Source organism: Aquimarina gracilis, from assembly GCF_035285365.1.
GTDB lineage: Bacteria > Bacteroidota > Bacteroidia > Flavobacteriales > Flavobacteriaceae > Aquimarina > Aquimarina gracilis.
Window position 1 is genome coordinate 228,836 of the sequence record NZ_JAYKLX010000005.1, and the last position, 16,830, is coordinate 245,665.

General features: G+C 34.9%; 10 protein-coding genes. All 10 read left to right on the top strand.

Annotation, left to right across the window (positions count from 1 at the left end):
* The first annotated feature begins 272 nt into the window (after window positions 1–272).
* Window positions 273–2,003 carry a phospho-sugar mutase gene (locus tag U6A24_RS11625; protein ID WP_324180140.1) on the top strand — a complete coding sequence of 577 codons (1,731 nt, stop codon included), beginning with the start codon at window positions 273–275 and terminating at the stop codon, window positions 2,001–2,003.
* Between the two features lie 30 nt (window positions 2,004–2,033).
* On the top strand, window positions 2,034–3,857 hold the full coding sequence (locus U6A24_RS11630) for an ABC transporter ATP-binding protein (protein ID WP_324180141.1): 1,824 nt from the start codon (window positions 2,034–2,036) through the stop codon (window positions 3,855–3,857).
* Between the two features lie 1,022 nt (window positions 3,858–4,879).
* Window positions 4,880–5,392, top strand: coding sequence for an RNA polymerase sigma factor (locus tag U6A24_RS11635; protein ID WP_456062066.1), 513 nt, complete (start codon window positions 4,880–4,882; stop codon window positions 5,390–5,392).
* 31 nt (window positions 5,393–5,423) lie between these two features.
* A complete protein-coding gene (locus U6A24_RS11640; protein WP_324180142.1) occupies window positions 5,424–6,062 on the top strand; it encodes a hypothetical protein in 639 nt (212 codons plus the stop codon).
* A 19-nt stretch (window positions 6,063–6,081) separates the two neighbouring features.
* A complete protein-coding gene (locus U6A24_RS11645; RefSeq protein WP_324180143.1) occupies window positions 6,082–6,528 on the top strand; it encodes a hypothetical protein in 447 nt (148 codons plus the stop codon).
* Window positions 6,529–6,714: 186 nt separating this feature from the next.
* On the top strand, window positions 6,715–7,926 hold the full coding sequence (locus U6A24_RS11650) for an RsmB/NOP family class I SAM-dependent RNA methyltransferase (RefSeq protein ID WP_324180144.1): 1,212 nt from the start codon (window positions 6,715–6,717) through the stop codon (window positions 7,924–7,926).
* 117 nt (window positions 7,927–8,043) lie between these two features.
* Window positions 8,044–11,709 carry a phosphoribosylformylglycinamidine synthase gene (purL, locus tag U6A24_RS11655; protein WP_324180145.1) on the top strand — a complete coding sequence of 1,222 codons (3,666 nt, stop codon included), beginning with the start codon at window positions 8,044–8,046 and terminating at the stop codon, window positions 11,707–11,709.
* Between the two features lie 250 nt (window positions 11,710–11,959).
* Complete coding sequence (locus U6A24_RS11660; protein ID WP_324180146.1) at window positions 11,960–13,732, top strand: AMP-dependent synthetase/ligase; 1,773 nt, start codon at window positions 11,960–11,962, stop codon at window positions 13,730–13,732.
* A gap of 193 nt (window positions 13,733–13,925) precedes the next feature.
* Complete coding sequence (locus tag U6A24_RS11665; RefSeq protein WP_324180147.1) at window positions 13,926–14,381, top strand: MarR family winged helix-turn-helix transcriptional regulator; 456 nt, start codon at window positions 13,926–13,928, stop codon at window positions 14,379–14,381.
* A 17-nt stretch (window positions 14,382–14,398) separates the two neighbouring features.
* Window positions 14,399–16,804, top strand: a complete 2,406-nt coding sequence (locus tag U6A24_RS11670) for a 3-hydroxyacyl-CoA dehydrogenase/enoyl-CoA hydratase family protein (protein WP_324180148.1) — start codon at window positions 14,399–14,401, stop codon at window positions 16,802–16,804.
* Window positions 16,805–16,830: the final 26 nt, after the last annotated feature.

Consider the following 16,830-nt stretch of genomic DNA (forward strand, 5'->3'; position numbering starts at 1 on the left):
CAGTCCGCAATACGAACGCTGAGGTGTCATACTGAGCCTGTCGAAGTGTTCTCGGAGGGTAAAGTATTTTATTGAGCTTGTCGAAGTGCTCTCAAAGAATGACTTCGTTATACTTAGCAATACCAAAATGTTTAAAACAAAAAAAAATCTAAAAACCGAATATCATTGCTTTATTTTCATAAAATATCGGTAACGAAAACATAAGTTTATCTACTTATTTTAATGCATTTCAAAGAAATTAAATAGTATTTTTGCAATTAAAATTACAGCATATGCAAATCACAGATTCTGAAATTACCAATAGAGTCAACGAATGGTTAACTCCTGCTTTTGATCAGGATACGCAAAACGAAATTCAAAACCTGCAAAATAACAATCCCGAAACGCTAAAGGAAAGTTTTTATAAAAACCTTGAATTTGGTACTGGGGGTATGCGAGGTATAATGGGTGTAGGTACTAATCGTATTAATAAATACACCTTAGGAAAAAGCACACAAGGATTAAGTAATTACCTAATCGGGCAATTTGCAGGCGAACAACCCAAGGCTGTAATCGCATACGATTGTAGAAATAACAGTGATACACTCGCGCAAACCGTTGCCAATGTGTTTTCGGCAAATGGAGTAAAAGTATTTTTGTTTTCGAGCCTTCGTCCTACGCCAGAATTATCTTTTGCAGTAAAAGAACTAGGATGCCACTGTGGTATTGTGCTTACTGCCAGTCATAACCCCCCAGAATATAATGGATATAAAGTATACTGGCAAGATGGCGGGCAATTGGTACCACCACAAGATGGTGAGATTATTGCCGAAATAAATGCATTACAATATTCTGATATAAAATTTGAAGCAAATCCTGATCTAATCGAGACGATAGACAAGGAAATCGACACGATTTTTATAGAACAAAGTGTAAAAAACGGAAGCTTTGCTGCTACGCAGCAGGCCAAAGATGACATTACTATTGTTTTTACATCGCTTCATGGAACATCGATCACCGCTGTTCCCGAAACGTTGAAAAAAGCAGGGTATAATAATGTCCATATTGTTGAGGAACAGGCGGAACCCGATGGCAATTTTCCAACCGTAAAATCACCCAACCCAGAAGAGCCCGAAGCATTGACAATGGCTATGAAACTTGCCAGTAAGGTAAATGCCGATATTGTTATAGGTACCGATCCTGATTGTGATAGATTGGGTATTGCTGTACGGAATAACCAGGGAGAATTACAATTACTCAATGGTAATCAAACCATGATCGTGATGACCTGGTTCTTACTTGAACATTATAAAAACGAACTCGGTTTTAAAGGAAACGAATTTGTTGCATCCACCATAGTGTCCACACCAATGATGCGCACTTTGTCTGAAGCTTATGATGTAGAATATAAAGAAGTACTTACGGGGTTCAAATGGATCGCCAAATTGATAAAAGATTATCCAGAGAATCATTTTATTGGTGGTGGTGAAGAAAGTTTCGGCTTTATGGTAGGTGATTTTGTGCGTGATAAAGATGCTGTGACTTCTACTCTTTTGGCTTGTGAAATTGTTGCCTACACCAAGTCCAAAGGCGGTTCTTTTTATAATGCGCTTTTAGAATTATACACAAAACACGGTTTTTATAAGGAAAGTTTGGTTTCTCTTGTTAAGAAAGGAATTGAAGGTGCTGCAGAGATCAAACAAACTATGATAGATTTAAGAAAAAACCCTCCTACTCATATTAATGACGAAAAAGTGGTGTTGATCGAAGATTATAAGACCAGTATCGCAAAAAATGTTCAGGATAATTCTGAAGGTACAATCGATGTTCCAAAATCGAATGTACTTATATTTTATACTGAAGCAGGAAGTAAAATTGCAGCAAGACCTAGCGGAACAGAACCAAAAATTAAGTTTTACATCAGTATACAAGAGGCCCTGGCTACAGTTGCAGACTTCGACCGGGTGCAACAACAATTGGATAGAAAAATAGAAGCTATCAAAAAAGATTTAAAATTAACCTAAACAACAGTACTATACTGTTTCAATGCATTAATGAATTACTTTAAACAAATTCTTCGCTTTGCGAAACCATACAGGATATACGCTCTATTAAATATCATTTCTAATATTTTTTATGCCCTTTTTGGCACATTGGCGATGGTTTCTTTGTTTCCGATGCTTAATGTATTATTCGGAAAAACTGAAAAATTACGAGAAAAACCTGAATGGACAGGGTTACTCGACATAAGAGAGTATAGCGAAGCCTACCTTAATTATTATGTAACAACAAAAGCCGATCAAGGCAATGATGATGTATTAATTTTTATGGTCATCCTTGTGGTAAGCATGTTTTTTCTGAAGAATATTTTTGGCTATTTGGCCATGTATTTCATTACATTTTTAAGAAATGGTTCCTTAAAAGACATTCGAAACGAATTATACAAAAAGACCGTAGAACTACCGCTATCCTATTTTTCTGAAAAAAGAAAAGGAGATACTATGGCAAGGATATCTACCGATGTTCTTGAAATCCAGCATTCTTTTTTATCAATCTTAGAGCTTATTGTAAGAGAACCTCTAAGTATTCTTTTTGCTATAACCGCCATGTTGCTTATTAGCCCAAAACTTACACTTTTTGTCTTCATTTTTATTCCAGTTTCGGGTTTTTTAATCTCTCTAATAGGTAAAAGATTGAAAAAACACTCTGACAAGGTTCAAAAAGAACAAGGCTTTTTCCTATCAATTGTCGAAGAAACTCTTGGAGGTCTTAAAGTAGTTAAAGGGTTTAATGCCGAAAAGATATTTGGTAAAAAGTTTCAGGACTCTACGTCTCGTTTTTATAAATATTCCAATGCCCTATTAAACAGGCAGAACCTTGCATCTCCCACTAGTGAATTTCTAGGAATAACAACCATTTCGGTTTTGTTATGGTATGGCGGACAAATGGTATTGGTAGAAAAATCACTTGAGCCTAGTTTATTTTTAATCTATATGGGACTTGCATACCAGATTCTTACTCCGGCAAAAGCAATTTCGAAGGCTAGCTATGGTGTAAAAAGAGGAAACTCTGCTGCTGAAAGAGTATTAGAAATCCTAAATACTACTTCTCCTTTAAAAGATAAACCTGATGCCATTGAAAAAAATGATTTTAACAACGACATTACTCTAGAAAATATATCCTTCAAGTATGAAGATGAATACGTTCTTAATGATTTCTTTTTAAAAGTTCCAAAAGGAAGTTCGGTGGCACTTGTAGGTCAATCGGGAAGCGGAAAATCTACTATTGCCAATTTGGTAACCCGTTTTTATGATGTAAATAAAGGTAGTATCAAAATCGATGGCACAGATATAAAAGACCTCAAAAAAGAGTCATTACGTGGACTCATGGGACTGGTTACTCAAGATTCGATCCTTTTTAATGATACTATAAAGAACAATTTACTCGTAGGAAATGAAAATGCAACGGATGAAGAGATTATAGATGCACTTAAAGTAGCCAATGCCTGGGAATTTGTTAAAGATCTATCAAAAGGCCTAGACACCAATATAGGAGATAGTGGAAGTAAACTGAGCGGTGGACAAAAACAACGCCTATCGATTGCCAGAGCTGTTCTTAAGAATCCCCCTATTATGATATTGGACGAAGCAACTTCTGCCTTAGATACTGAAAGTGAACGACTTGTTCAATCTGCGCTGGAAAATATGATGAAAAATCGAACTAGTATCGTTATTGCACATAGGTTGTCTACTATACAAAATTCAGATTTGATCGTTGTAATGCAAAAAGGTAAAATTGTTGAGCAAGGAAGGCATGATGAATTGATTGCAAAAAATGGGGTTTACCAAAAATTGGTGAATATGCAATCTCTTGACTAATACATTTACCTGTAATTCAAATATTTAAAAAGAAAAAAGAGTGCTATATGCACTCTTTCTCTTCACACAAATCATCTTAATTTAGGGGCTTACTCTAAAATTAAAACTCACTCTTATTAAAAATCTTTCATCTTGGGGATAATGAAAGAACCAACTCAAATATTATGATACAAATATAAGTCAAAAGTTCGAGTTACGCAAGAAAAAAATGATTTTTATCTAAAAAAAATGTATTTTATCTTTTAAAAGTATTCAAAACAAATAATTTTGTAATATAATTCTTACAATAATAGAAATGTTTATTCCCTTACATTTAGCAACACTCAAAAGTTATAACCAAAAAAAAGAGTGCTGGACGCACTCTTTCTCTTCACACAAATCATCTTAATTTAGGGGCTTACTCTAAAATTAAAACTCACTTTTATTAAATCTTTCATCTTGGGGGAAATGAAAGTATTAACTCTTTATTACGATGCAAAGATACTATCTTTTTTTAATTCACCAAATAAAAAATGTATTTTATCTAAAAAATTATGTTTTTTAACATATTTATATATAAAATAACCATTAAAACGTAGTCTTTTTCTTACTTTTATAAATTTACCGCTATTGGTCTTCTGAAAATGCAGAACAAAAAAAAGAGTGCTGGACGCACTCTTTCTCTTCACACAAATCATCTTAATTTAGGGGCTTACTCTAAAATTAAAACTCACTTTTATTAAATCTTTCATCTTGGGGGGAAATGAAAGTATTAACTCTTTATTACGATGTAAAGATACTATCTTTTTTTGATTCACCAAACAAAAAGTGTATTTTATCTATAATTTTAGTAAATAAACTTAATATTTAACATTTATTCTTACAAAATTCCTACAAAAAAACCTTGAAAAGTATTTTTTTAATCACATTAAACCTTTTTTGATTAAATTAGTCATAGATGAAAACGAATTTATAAACCATTAACTATAAAATACGTACTGTTGAATATTACTAAAGAAGAAGAAGAACGCCTACTCACCTCTTTGCAGTCCGACACAGATATTAATTCAGCATTTAGCGAATTAGTGTCTTTATATCAGCAACGATTATATTGGCACATAAGGAACATGGTCAAAAACCATGATGATACAGACGATATTCTTCAAAACGTATTCATTAAAGTGTATAAAAACATTAAAAAGTTTAAAGGAGATAGTAAATTATATTCTTGGCTTTATAGAATAGCTACCAATGAATCCATTACCTTCCTTAACCAAAAAGCAAAAAAATACAATATCACCAACGAAGAGTTAAGCATGCAACTCGTACAAAATCTTGAAGCCGATGCCTATTATGAAGGCGATCAAATGCAACTAAAATTACAAATGGCTATTGCTGCGTTACCTCAAAAACAACAGCAGGTCTTTAATATGAAATATTTCCAGGAATTAAAATATAAAGAAATGTCTGAAATTCTAGAGACAAGCGAAGGTGCCCTAAAGGCCTCTTATCATTTGGCTTCAAAAAAGATTGAAGATTTTTTAAAACAACATTAAACCTTTATACATTTGACAAGTCTTACAATTAGTGAAAAAAGATAATAAACATACAAGTACTGATGGTTTTAAGGTTCCAGAAAATTATTTTGAGAACCTTGGCAAAAAGTTAATGGACCAATTGGAAACCAAAAAAGAGAAAAATGATCTCCTTGAAAGTACTACTGCATCCGGTTTTAAAACCCCAGATGATTACTTCAAAAATTTTAAAAAGCAACTACTAAATAAGCTGCAAGTCGAAAAGGAAGAACATACCATTACCAAAAATAAAATCGAGTCAGGATTTAAAACTCCTCAAGGATATTTTGATAGTTTTGAAGAAAAACTGTCAAAAAAGATTGAAAGCCAAAAATCCGAAAGCAAGGTGATTTCTATATTTTCTAAAAGGAATATCCTATATGTTTCTGGTATAGCTGCAATGATAGCTGTTATAATTTCTCTCTCTATAAATAAAGAAACCAGTTTTAATTTTGAAGATATCGAAATCGCCGACATTCACACTTATTTCGACGAAGGCAACATAGAATTAAGTAATGAAGAAATTGCAAATTTACTTGGAGACGGCATCAGTTATACAGAAACTTTAGAAAATGAAGTAATAAGTGATCAGGATCTTATAGATTATATTTCTGAAGAGGATTTGGAAGATGAAATTATGTTTATTGAATAAAATTGACGAAATCAAAAGGATGAAAAAGATATTACTATTTATATGCATAGCTTTTACTGTTTATACTACTACAGCCCAAAATGGCCCGCGAGAAAGAATGAAAGCATTTAAAGTCGCCTATATTACCGAAAAGCTAAACTTATCGAGCAAAGAAGCACAACAGTTTTGGCCCATATATAATAGGCACGAGGAAACATTAGAAAACCTTAAAAGAAAAGAACGAAGAATAATAAAGAGCTTGAAAGAGTCTAATAATGGACCAGATGGCTTATCAGATGCTAAAGCCGGAGAGTTTTTAAAACAATATTTACAAGTTGATCAACAAAAATCAAAGGCAAGGCAAAAACTTATAACCGATTTACAAGAAGTAATGCCAAATAAGAAAATTTTAAGACTTATAAAGGCCGAATCCGATTTCAATAAACGTATTCTTGATAGAATTAGAGAACGAAGAAAGATGAATTAATTGAGTTTTTATTTTATAGTTATACAAAGAGGTTCATTACATGAGCCTCTTTATTTTTAGTTATTATTGTAGTGCTTTATATATACGTAATTTTAATAGTACCCAGTAGATTAAATAATTATCTTCATTAGATAACTGTATTTGGTTACAAAGGTCTACCTTTGCACACCTAAAAAATTAAAAACAATGCGCTTACATAGAAACCTTGTCTTTGCCGTTATTGATGGATTACACGAAATATTCAATGAAGCAGGATATGCCGATAAGGTGGTACAAAAATTATTAAAACGTGATAAAAGATGGGGCTCTAGAGATCGTAGCTTTGTAGCAGAAACTGTTTATGACATTGTACGTTGGAAACGCTTGTATGCAGAAATTGCTGAAGTAAAAGAGCCTTTTTCGAGAGAAAATCTATGGCGTCTCTTTGCCGTTTGGGCCACGTTACGAGGCATTTCTCTACCCGATTGGAAACAAATTGGTCCCACCCCTACTCGACGTATTAAAGGAAAGTTCGATGAGTTAAGTAAAATTCGAAAGTATAAAGAATCAATTCCAGATTGGTTGGACGAACTGGGAGCAAAAGAATTAGGAAAAGCTTGGGATAACGAAATAAATGCCTTAAATCGGAAAGCTCCTGTAATATTACGCGCAAATACTTTAAAAATATCCAGAGATAAATTAAGAGGTGCTTTAGAAGACGAAAATATTGATACCGAATTTATTAAAGGTTATCCATACGCCCTACAGCTAACAGAAAGGAAAAACGTATTTACTACCGAAGCTTTTAAAAAGGGATTATTCGAAGTACAGGATGCATCTTCTCAATTAGTAGCAGATTTTCTTAATGTTGAGCCCGGCTATCGTGTTGTAGATACATGTGCCGGTGCGGGTGGAAAAACATTACATCTTGCTGCTTTAATGCAAAATAAAGGTCAAATTATCGCTATGGATATTTATGGTAATAAGCTAAAAGAATTAAAAAGAAGAGCTCGTAGAGCAGGTGCCCATAATATTGAACCTAGAGTAATTGAAAGCACCAAGGACATCAAAAAACTTCACGGAAAAGCCGACCGTGTATTAATCGATGCTCCTTGTAGCGGTTTGGGTGTACTACGTCGAAATCCAGATGCCAAATGGAAATTACAACCAGAATTTTTAGATAATATTAAACAAACCCAGTTCAATATTCTAGAGAACTATTCAAAAATGGTAAAGCCCGGAGGTAAATTGGTATATGCAACGTGCTCTATTTTACCTTCAGAAAATCAAGATCAGGTTACAGCGTTTCTTTCAAAAGAAGCTGGAAAAGATTTTAAATTAGTGAAGGATAAAAAAATACTATCTCACCAATCTGGTTTTGACGGTTTTTATATGGCCCTGTTAGAGAAAAAGATATAACTAGTATTGTTCAAAATTTGGTGAATAACTCAATAATTCAATTCGAATTTTATACCTTTCTTTGTATAGAAAGTAGTAAATTTGCCACTTATTAAAATCAACACAAACAATCGAAGTATGATTCACTTCTTCGGAAACCAAAACGAGAACGTATTTGCCGTTCAAACCAATCAAGAAATATCTCAGGAAAACATTAAAAAACTCATCTGGTTATTTGGCAACCAACCTAAAATATCTACAGCGTCTATTGACGCTTTTTTTGTTGGCCCGCGTGCCGCAATGATAACCCCATGGAGTACTAATGCCGTCGAAATCACCCAAAACATGGGGGTTGAAGGAATCATTAGAATTGAGGAATTCAAAGCTGTAAATAAAGATTTTACTGACTTTGATCCGATGCTTTCCCAAAAATATAACGGGTTAGACCAAGACATCTATACTATCAATATAGAACCCGAACCTATTCTAGAAATTGATGATATCGCTGCTTACAATGTAAGCGAAGGACTAGCATTAAGCGATGAAGAAATAGAATACCTTGAAGGGGTGAGCAAAAAAATTGGTCGAAAACTGACTGACTCTGAAGTATTTGGTTTTTCACAAGTTAATTCTGAACATTGTCGCCATAAAATATTTAACGGTACCTTTATTATTGATGGTGAAGAACAACCAACTTCACTGTTTAAACTGATCAAAAAAACTTCAGAAACAAATCCCAATGATATTGTTTCAGCCTACAAAGACAATGTTGCTTTTATTAAAGGTCCAAAAGCAATCCAATTTGCACCAAAAACAGCAGACAAACCCGATTTTTATGAAGAAAATCAGTTTGATAGTGTCATTTCTTTAAAAGCGGAAACACACAACTTCCCAACTACAGTTGAACCATTCAACGGAGCTGCAACAGGTTCTGGTGGAGAAATAAGAGATCGACTTGCGGGAGGAAAAGGCTCTTTGCCTCTTGCAGGTACAGCCGTATATATGACTTCTTATTCAAGACTGGAAGAGAATCGACCTTGGGAAGAAGCAATGAATGAAAGAGATTGGCTGTATCAAAAACCTATGGACATTTTAATCAAAGCCTCAAATGGTGCCTCTGATTTTGGTAATAAATTTGGACAACCTCTTATCACAGGGTCCGTACTTACTTTTGAGCATGAAGAAGAAGCCAGAAAACTAGGTTTTGATAAAGTAATAATGCTAGCGGGTGGAATTGGATACGGAAAAGCCGAACAAGCCATTAAAGCTACTCCAGAAAAAGGAGATAAAATTGTAATTCTTGGTGGCGAAAATTACCGTATCGGAATGGGAGGCGCGGCAGTGTCTTCTGCAGATACTGGTGAGTTTAGTAGTGGTATCGAGTTAAACGCTATACAACGATCAAACCCTGAAATGCAAAAACGTGCCGCCAACGCAATACGTGGAATGGTTGAAAGTGAAGAAAACACCATAGTTTCTATTCACGATCATGGTGCTGGTGGACATCTTAACTGCCTTTCCGAATTGGTAGAAGAAACAGGTGGAAAAATTGATTTAGATAAATTACCGGTTGGAGATCCTACACTTTCAGCAAAAGAAATTATAGGGAACGAGTCTCAAGAACGTATGGGATTGGTGATCGGACAAAAAGATATAGACACACTAGTACGTATCGCCGAGCGCGAACGTTCACCTATTTATAAGGTTGGGAATGTAACTGGTGACCATAGATTTACTTTTGAGTCGCAAACCAAAGGAGATAAACCTATGGATCTTGCTCTTGAGGATATGTTTGGCAGTTCCCCCAAAACGATTATGAAAGATCATACAGTCTCTCGTAATTATGATGATATTAATTATGATACAAATGATCTTCAAAAATATCTGGAGCAAGTCTTGCAATTAGAGGCGGTTGCTTGTAAAGACTGGTTAACAAACAAAGTAGATCGCTGTGTGGGTGGGCGTGTCGCCAAACAACAATGTGCCGGACCGTTACAATTACCACTTAATAATTGTGGTGTTATGGCTCTGGATTATAAAAGTACCGAGGGAATTGCCACAAGTATTGGTCACTCCCCTATTTCTGGATTAATTGATCCAGAAGCAGGAAGTAAAAACTCTATAGCGGAAGCATTGACCAATATTATTTGGGCACCTCTTAAGAATGGATTACAATCAATTTCCTTATCGGCCAATTGGATGTGGCCCTGTAAAAATGAAGGAGAAGATGCAAGATTGTATAAGGCCGTGAAAGCAGTTTCTGATTTTTCTATAGCATTAGGAATCAATGTGCCTACAGGGAAGGACTCTTTATCTATGAAACAAAAATATCCAAACGATGAAGTTATTGCGCCAGGTACTGTAATTATTTCGGCTGCTGCCAATTGTGACAATATCAATAAAGTAGTAGAACCTGTATTCCAAAAACATGGTGGAGACGTCTTCTATATAAATGTATCGAATGATGAACACAAATTAGGCGGTTCATCATTTGCGCAAATAGTCAATAAAATTGGTACAGCTACGCCTACAATAAAAGACGCTGGTACTTTTAAAAGAACATTTGATATAATTCAGGATCTAATTAGAAATAATAAAATTGTAGCTGGTCACGATGTTGCTTCTGGTGGTTTGATTACTACACTTTTAGAATTGTGTTTTTCTGAAGTTAACCTTGGAGCCAAACTTGATCTTACCAATGTTGGAGAATCAGATTCTATAAAATTATTATTTGCCGAAAATTCAGGTATTGTTTTCCAAAGTGCTCTTAATTCTAACATTGAATCTGTCTTAGAGAAAAATGATATTCAATTCTTCAAGATTGGACAAGCAAAAGAAGGTGATACATTATCTATTAAAAATGGAGAAGATTCCTTCAACTTAAATATTGATGAGCTAAGAAGCATATGGTACAAAACATCTTACTTGTTAGATCAAAAACAAACGGCTAATAATTTGGCAAAAGACAGGTTCAATAATTTTGTAAAGCAACCTCTAAAATTTGAGTTCCCAATCCATTTCATGGGAAGAAAACCATTATTGGATAATTCAAAGCCAAGACCAAAAGCGGCCATAATTCGTGAAAAAGGAAGTAACTCTGAAAGAGAGATGGCCAACGCAATGTATTTGGCTGGTTTTGATGTTAAGGATGTACATATGACCGATTTGATATCGGGCAGGGAAACCTTAAAAGATATTCAGTTTATTGGTGCCGTTGGAGGTTTTTCAAACAGTGATGTTTTAGGCTCTGCCAAAGGATGGGCAGGTGCTTTTCTATATAATGAAAAAGCCAATACAGCTCTCAAAAACTTCTTTAAAAGAGAAGATACACTTTCTGTGGGGATATGTAACGGTTGTCAATTATTTATGGAGCTTGAAGTCATCAATCCAGACCATAAAGTTCACGGAAAACTTGTTCACAATGAATCTCATAAACATGAAAGTGGATTTACATCCGTAAAAATTCAAGAGAATAATTCAGTAATGTTATTGACCTTAGCCGGAAGCACATTAGGGGTTTGGATTTCTCATGGAGAAGGTAAATTTGACCTTCCGCTCCCGGAAGACGAGTATAATATCGTTGCAAAATATGGATATGACTCTTATCCGGCCAATCCAAATGGATCTGATTATAATACTGCAATGATGAGTGATAAAACGGGGCGCCACTTGGTAATGATGCCACATATTGAACGTTCAATTTTTCAATGGAACTGGGCACACTATCCTAAAGGAAGAAGAGATGAAATATCTCCTTGGATAGAAGCTTTTGTGAATGCAAGAAAATGGATAGAAAACAAATAACTGACAATCAGTTATTTATAAAAAAACCCATTTTATCGCACTATATATGTCATAAAATGACCTTTTTTGTGTCTGGATCAAAAATATATTAACAAAAACAATAAAATATTAAGGAGTTATCAAATTAGAGCTCCTTTTTTTATATATTAGAGTTGCGTATTATCAGATTTTTTATAATTTGCAAAACTATGCACGCATAGTAGTTTTTAAAACATTAAAAAAGCTACTTAGAAATATTTTAAAACAACTTATGACGACAATTACTAGACTATTTGATTTTCCACACTATCAATTAAAAAAGTTTAATTTAGACAAAGCTTTAGTAACCAAATATGAAGGCAAATGGGTTGCTACGTCCTCTGCAGAATACGTAGAAAAAGCAAACCAAATTAGTCGTGGATTGCTAAAATTAGGAGTAAAGCCTAATGACAAAGTAGCAATTATATCTTCTAACAACAGAACAGAATGGAACATCACCGATATTGGTGTTCTTCAAATTGGCGCTCAGGATGTACCTATTTATCCTACTATTTCTCAGGAAGATTATCAGTATGTTTTGAATCATTCTGAGTCTGTTTACTGTTTTGTATCTGATGAAGAAGTATATCAAAAAGTAAAAAATATCAAAGACCAAGTTCCTTCACTAAAAGAAATTTATTCTTTTAATGATATACCAGATTGCAAGAACTGGAGTGAAGTACTAGAACTTGGAAAAGACGATAGCAATCAGGACGAGGTAGAAAAAATCATGGCTTCTATTAAAGAAGAAGACCTTGCAACTTTAATCTATACTTCTGGGACCACTGGTAGACCTAAAGGTGTAATGTTAAGTCATAAAAATATTGTAAGCAATGCAATAGCGAGTTCTACAAGGTTTCCTCTGGAAAGTGGAAAAAGCAAAGCTCTAAGCTTTCTTCCTGTATGTCATATTTATGAGAGAATGACTATGTATTTTTATCAATACTGTGGCGTATCTATTTATTTTGCTGAATCGCTCGAAACCATTAGTGACAACCTAAAAGAAGTGAAGCCAGATGTAATGACGGCAGTACCAAGGTTACTTGAGAAAGTTTATGATAAAATTATTGCCAAAGGAGCAGATCTTACGGGAATAAAAAAGAAACTTTTCTTCTGGGCTGTTGAGTTAGGCTTAAAATACGAACCTTATGGAGCCAATGGGTGGTGGTATGAAAAGAAATTAGGAATCGCAAGAAAACTAATTTTCAGTAAATGGCAAGAGGCACTAGGAAATAACATGAAAGTAATCGCATCGGGAAGTGCTGCGCTACAACCAAGATTGGCTAGAGTATTTAATGCTGCTGGACTTCCGGTAATGGAAGGATATGGGCTTACAGAAACATCTCCTGTAATTTCTGTAAATGATGTTAGAGATAATGGATTTAAAATAGGAACCGTTGGAAGAATCCTTCCGAATACCGAAGTAAAAATTGCTGATGATGGAGAAATCCTTGTTAAAGGCCCACAAGTAATGCAAGGGTATTATAAGGATGAAGAAAAAACCAACGAAGCTTTGAAAGGTGGCTATTTTCACACAGGTGATATTGGTGAAATCGACAGTGAAGGTTTCTTGCGAATTACAGATCGTAAAAAAGAAATGTTTAAAACCTCTGGAGGTAAATACGTTGCTCCCCAGTTGATTGAAAATGCAATGAAGCAATCGCGTTTCATTGAGCAAATTATGGTTATTGGTGAAGGAGAAAAAATGCCTGCTGCATTTATACAACCTAATTTCGAATTTTTACGAGAATGGGCAGAACGCAAAGGATTAATGGTAGGAGACTCTTTTGAAGAAATAGTAACCAATCAAACAGTTATTGATCGTTACCAGGAAGAGGTTGACGAGCACAACGAAAAATTTGGAAAGTGGGAACGCGTTAAGAAGTTCGAACTTACCTCAGATGAATGGAGTATTGATGCCGGACACCTTACTCCTACCATGAAACTAAGAAGAAAAATAATTAAGGAAAAATATAAAGATCTTTATTCGAAAATTTATGGCTAATTCAATTCACTGATTACATAGCATATGCATATAGGCTTAACTATAAATCAGTAAACTCCTCATTTTATGAGGAGTTTTTTTATTAATTCCCCAGAAAAATGTAACTTACTTCAACAAATCACAAATTTTTATCATATTTATTATGCATGCATAATAAATTTTTCTTACCTTTACCTTCACAATTATAATTTGAATGAGGGAAAAAACAATTGATTATGCACTTAGGGCTACCTGGATGGCAGTCGCTAAAATGTATAATGAAGAGGCAAGTAAAAAAGGAAGTACAATGGCAACGGGTTTTGCGTTGTTAAGTATTGATCCTGAAAACGGTACTCCGTCCACTTCATTAGGCCCCAAAATGGGGATGGAAGCCACGAGCTTATCACGTACTTTGAAAACCATGGAAGAAAAAGGGTTGATTTTCAGAAAGAAAAACCCCCAGGATGGCCGTGGTGTACTTATTTATTTAACTCCGTTTGGAGTTGAAATGAGAAATTTTTCAAAAGAAGTAGTTTTCACTTTTGACAGTGCTGTAAAAAAGCATATTCCAAAAGAAAAATTAGACACTTTCCTGGAAGTATTTCAAATGATAAATGATTTGATCGCTTCAAAAAAAGTGTACACAAAACAAGAATCTATAAAACCTTAACAACTTTAAGTTTAAAAATGAAAAGAACCATTAAAAAAATTGCAGTCGTCGGGTCAGGAATCATGGGATCCGGTATTGCATGTCACTTCGCAAATATTGGTGTAGAAGTGCTATTATTAGATATCGTTCCCCGTGAACTAAACGACAAAGAAAAAGCCAAAGGGCTTACTCTTGAAGACAAAGTAGTACGTAATCGCTTGGTTAATGATTCTCTAACCACCGCTCTTAAATCTAAACCCTCTCCTATTTACCACCAAAAATTTGCAAGCAGAATCACTACAGGTAACCTTGAAGATGATATCGCAAAAGTTGCAGATGTAGATTGGATTATCGAGGTGGTTGTAGAAAGACTTGACATTAAGAAACAGGTTTTTGAAAACTTAGAAAAATATAGAACTCCAGGAACATTAATTACTTCAAACACTTCAGGTATTCCTATTAAATTTATGAGTGAAGGAAGAAGCGAAGACTTCCAGAAACATTTCTGTGGAACGCACTTCTTTAATCCGGCTCGTTACTTAAAGTTATTTGAAATTATTCCTGGACCTCAAACTTCCAAAGAAGTATTAGACTTCTTAAATGGATATGGTGAGCAATTCTTAGGAAAAACTTCAGTAGTAGCAAAAGATACTCCGGCCTTTATCGGAAACCGAATCGGAATCTTTAGTATTATGAGCTTGTTCCATATGGTTAAAGATATGGGATTAACTATTGAAGAAGTTGATAAATTAACGGGTCCTGTGATCGGACGTCCTAAGTCTGCTACCTTTAGAACGGTAGACGTGGTAGGATTAGATACCTTGGTGCATGTTGCCAATGGTATTGCAGAAAATTGCCCTGATGACGAACGTCACGAATTGTTTAAACTTCCAGATTTCATCAATACAATGATGGAAAACAAGTGGTTAGGAAGCAAAACAAAACAAGGTTTTTACAAAAAGAATGTAACTGCAGAAGGTAAAAGGGAAATCCTTTCTTTAGACCTTGATACATTAGATTATAGAGATAAAAAAAGAGCCTCCTTCCCTACTCTTGAAATGACCAAAACTATTGATAAGGTAATCGATCGTTTTAAGGTACTAGTTTCTGGAAAAGATAAAGCTGGAGAATTTTATCGTAAGAATCTTTCTGCTCTTTTTGCCTACGTTTCAAACCGTATTCCTGAAATCACAGATGATCTTTATAAGATCGACGATGCTATGAAAGCAGGATTTGGTTGGGAACACGGACCATTCCAAATTTGGGATGCTGTAGGTGTAGAAAAAGGTATCGAAATGATGAAAGCTGAAGGGTATGAACCAGCAGCTTGGGTTAATAATATGATCGCTTCTGGTAGTACTTCATTCTATACTGTAAAAGACGGAGCAACTTACTATTACGATATCCCAAAGAAAGAACAAGTAAAAGTACCAGGGCAAGATGCCTTTATTATTCTTGATAATATTCGTGAATCTTCCCAGGTATTTAAAAATAGCGGTGTTGTTGTAGAAGATCTTGGAGACGGAATCTTAAATGTAGAATTCCAAAGCAAAATGAATACTATTGGTGGAGATGTATTGGCAGGACTGAACAGAGCTATTGATATTGCGGAAAAAGATTTCCAAGGATTGGTTGTTGGTAACCAAGCTGCAAATTTCTCCGTAGGTGCCAATATAGGAATGATCTTCATGATGGCTGTAGAGCAAGAATACGATGAGCTTAACATGGCTATCAAATACTTCCAAGATTCAATGATGCGTATGCGTTACTCTTCTATCCCAACAGTTGTTGCTCCACACGGAATGACACTAGGAGGTGGATGTGAAATCTCACTTCATGCGGATAAAGTTGTTGCTGCAGCAGAAACATACATGGGACTTGTAGAGTTTGGTGTAGGTGTTATCCCGGGTGGTGGTGGATCAAAAGAAATGGCCTTAAGAGCTTCAGATCTATTCAAAAAAGGTGATGTAGAGCTTAATGTTCTTCAGGAGCATTTCTTAACTATCGGTATGGCAAAAGTATCTACTTCTGCATATGAAGCGTATGATACTAACCTACTTCAGAAAGGAAAAGACATCGTAGTTGTCAATAAAGATCGTCAGATTGCTACCGCAAAAGCGTATGCAAAATTAATGGCAGAACAAGGATATACGCAACCAGTTCGTCGTAAGGATATTAAAGTACTAGGTAAACAAGCTTTAGGTATGTTCTTGGTAGGAACAGATTCGATGGAAGCTAGTAAATACATCTCAGAGCATGATCATAAGATTGCCAATAAACTAGGATACGTTATGGCCGGTGGAGATCTATCTGAACCAACAATGGTGACAGAGCAATATTTATTAGATCTAGAAAGAGAAGCTTTCTTATCTCTTTGTACAGAACGTAAAACCCTTGAACGTATCGAACACATGTTGAAAAAAGGGAAACCATTACGTAATTAGATTTCTGGATTGTTGGATTGCCAGAG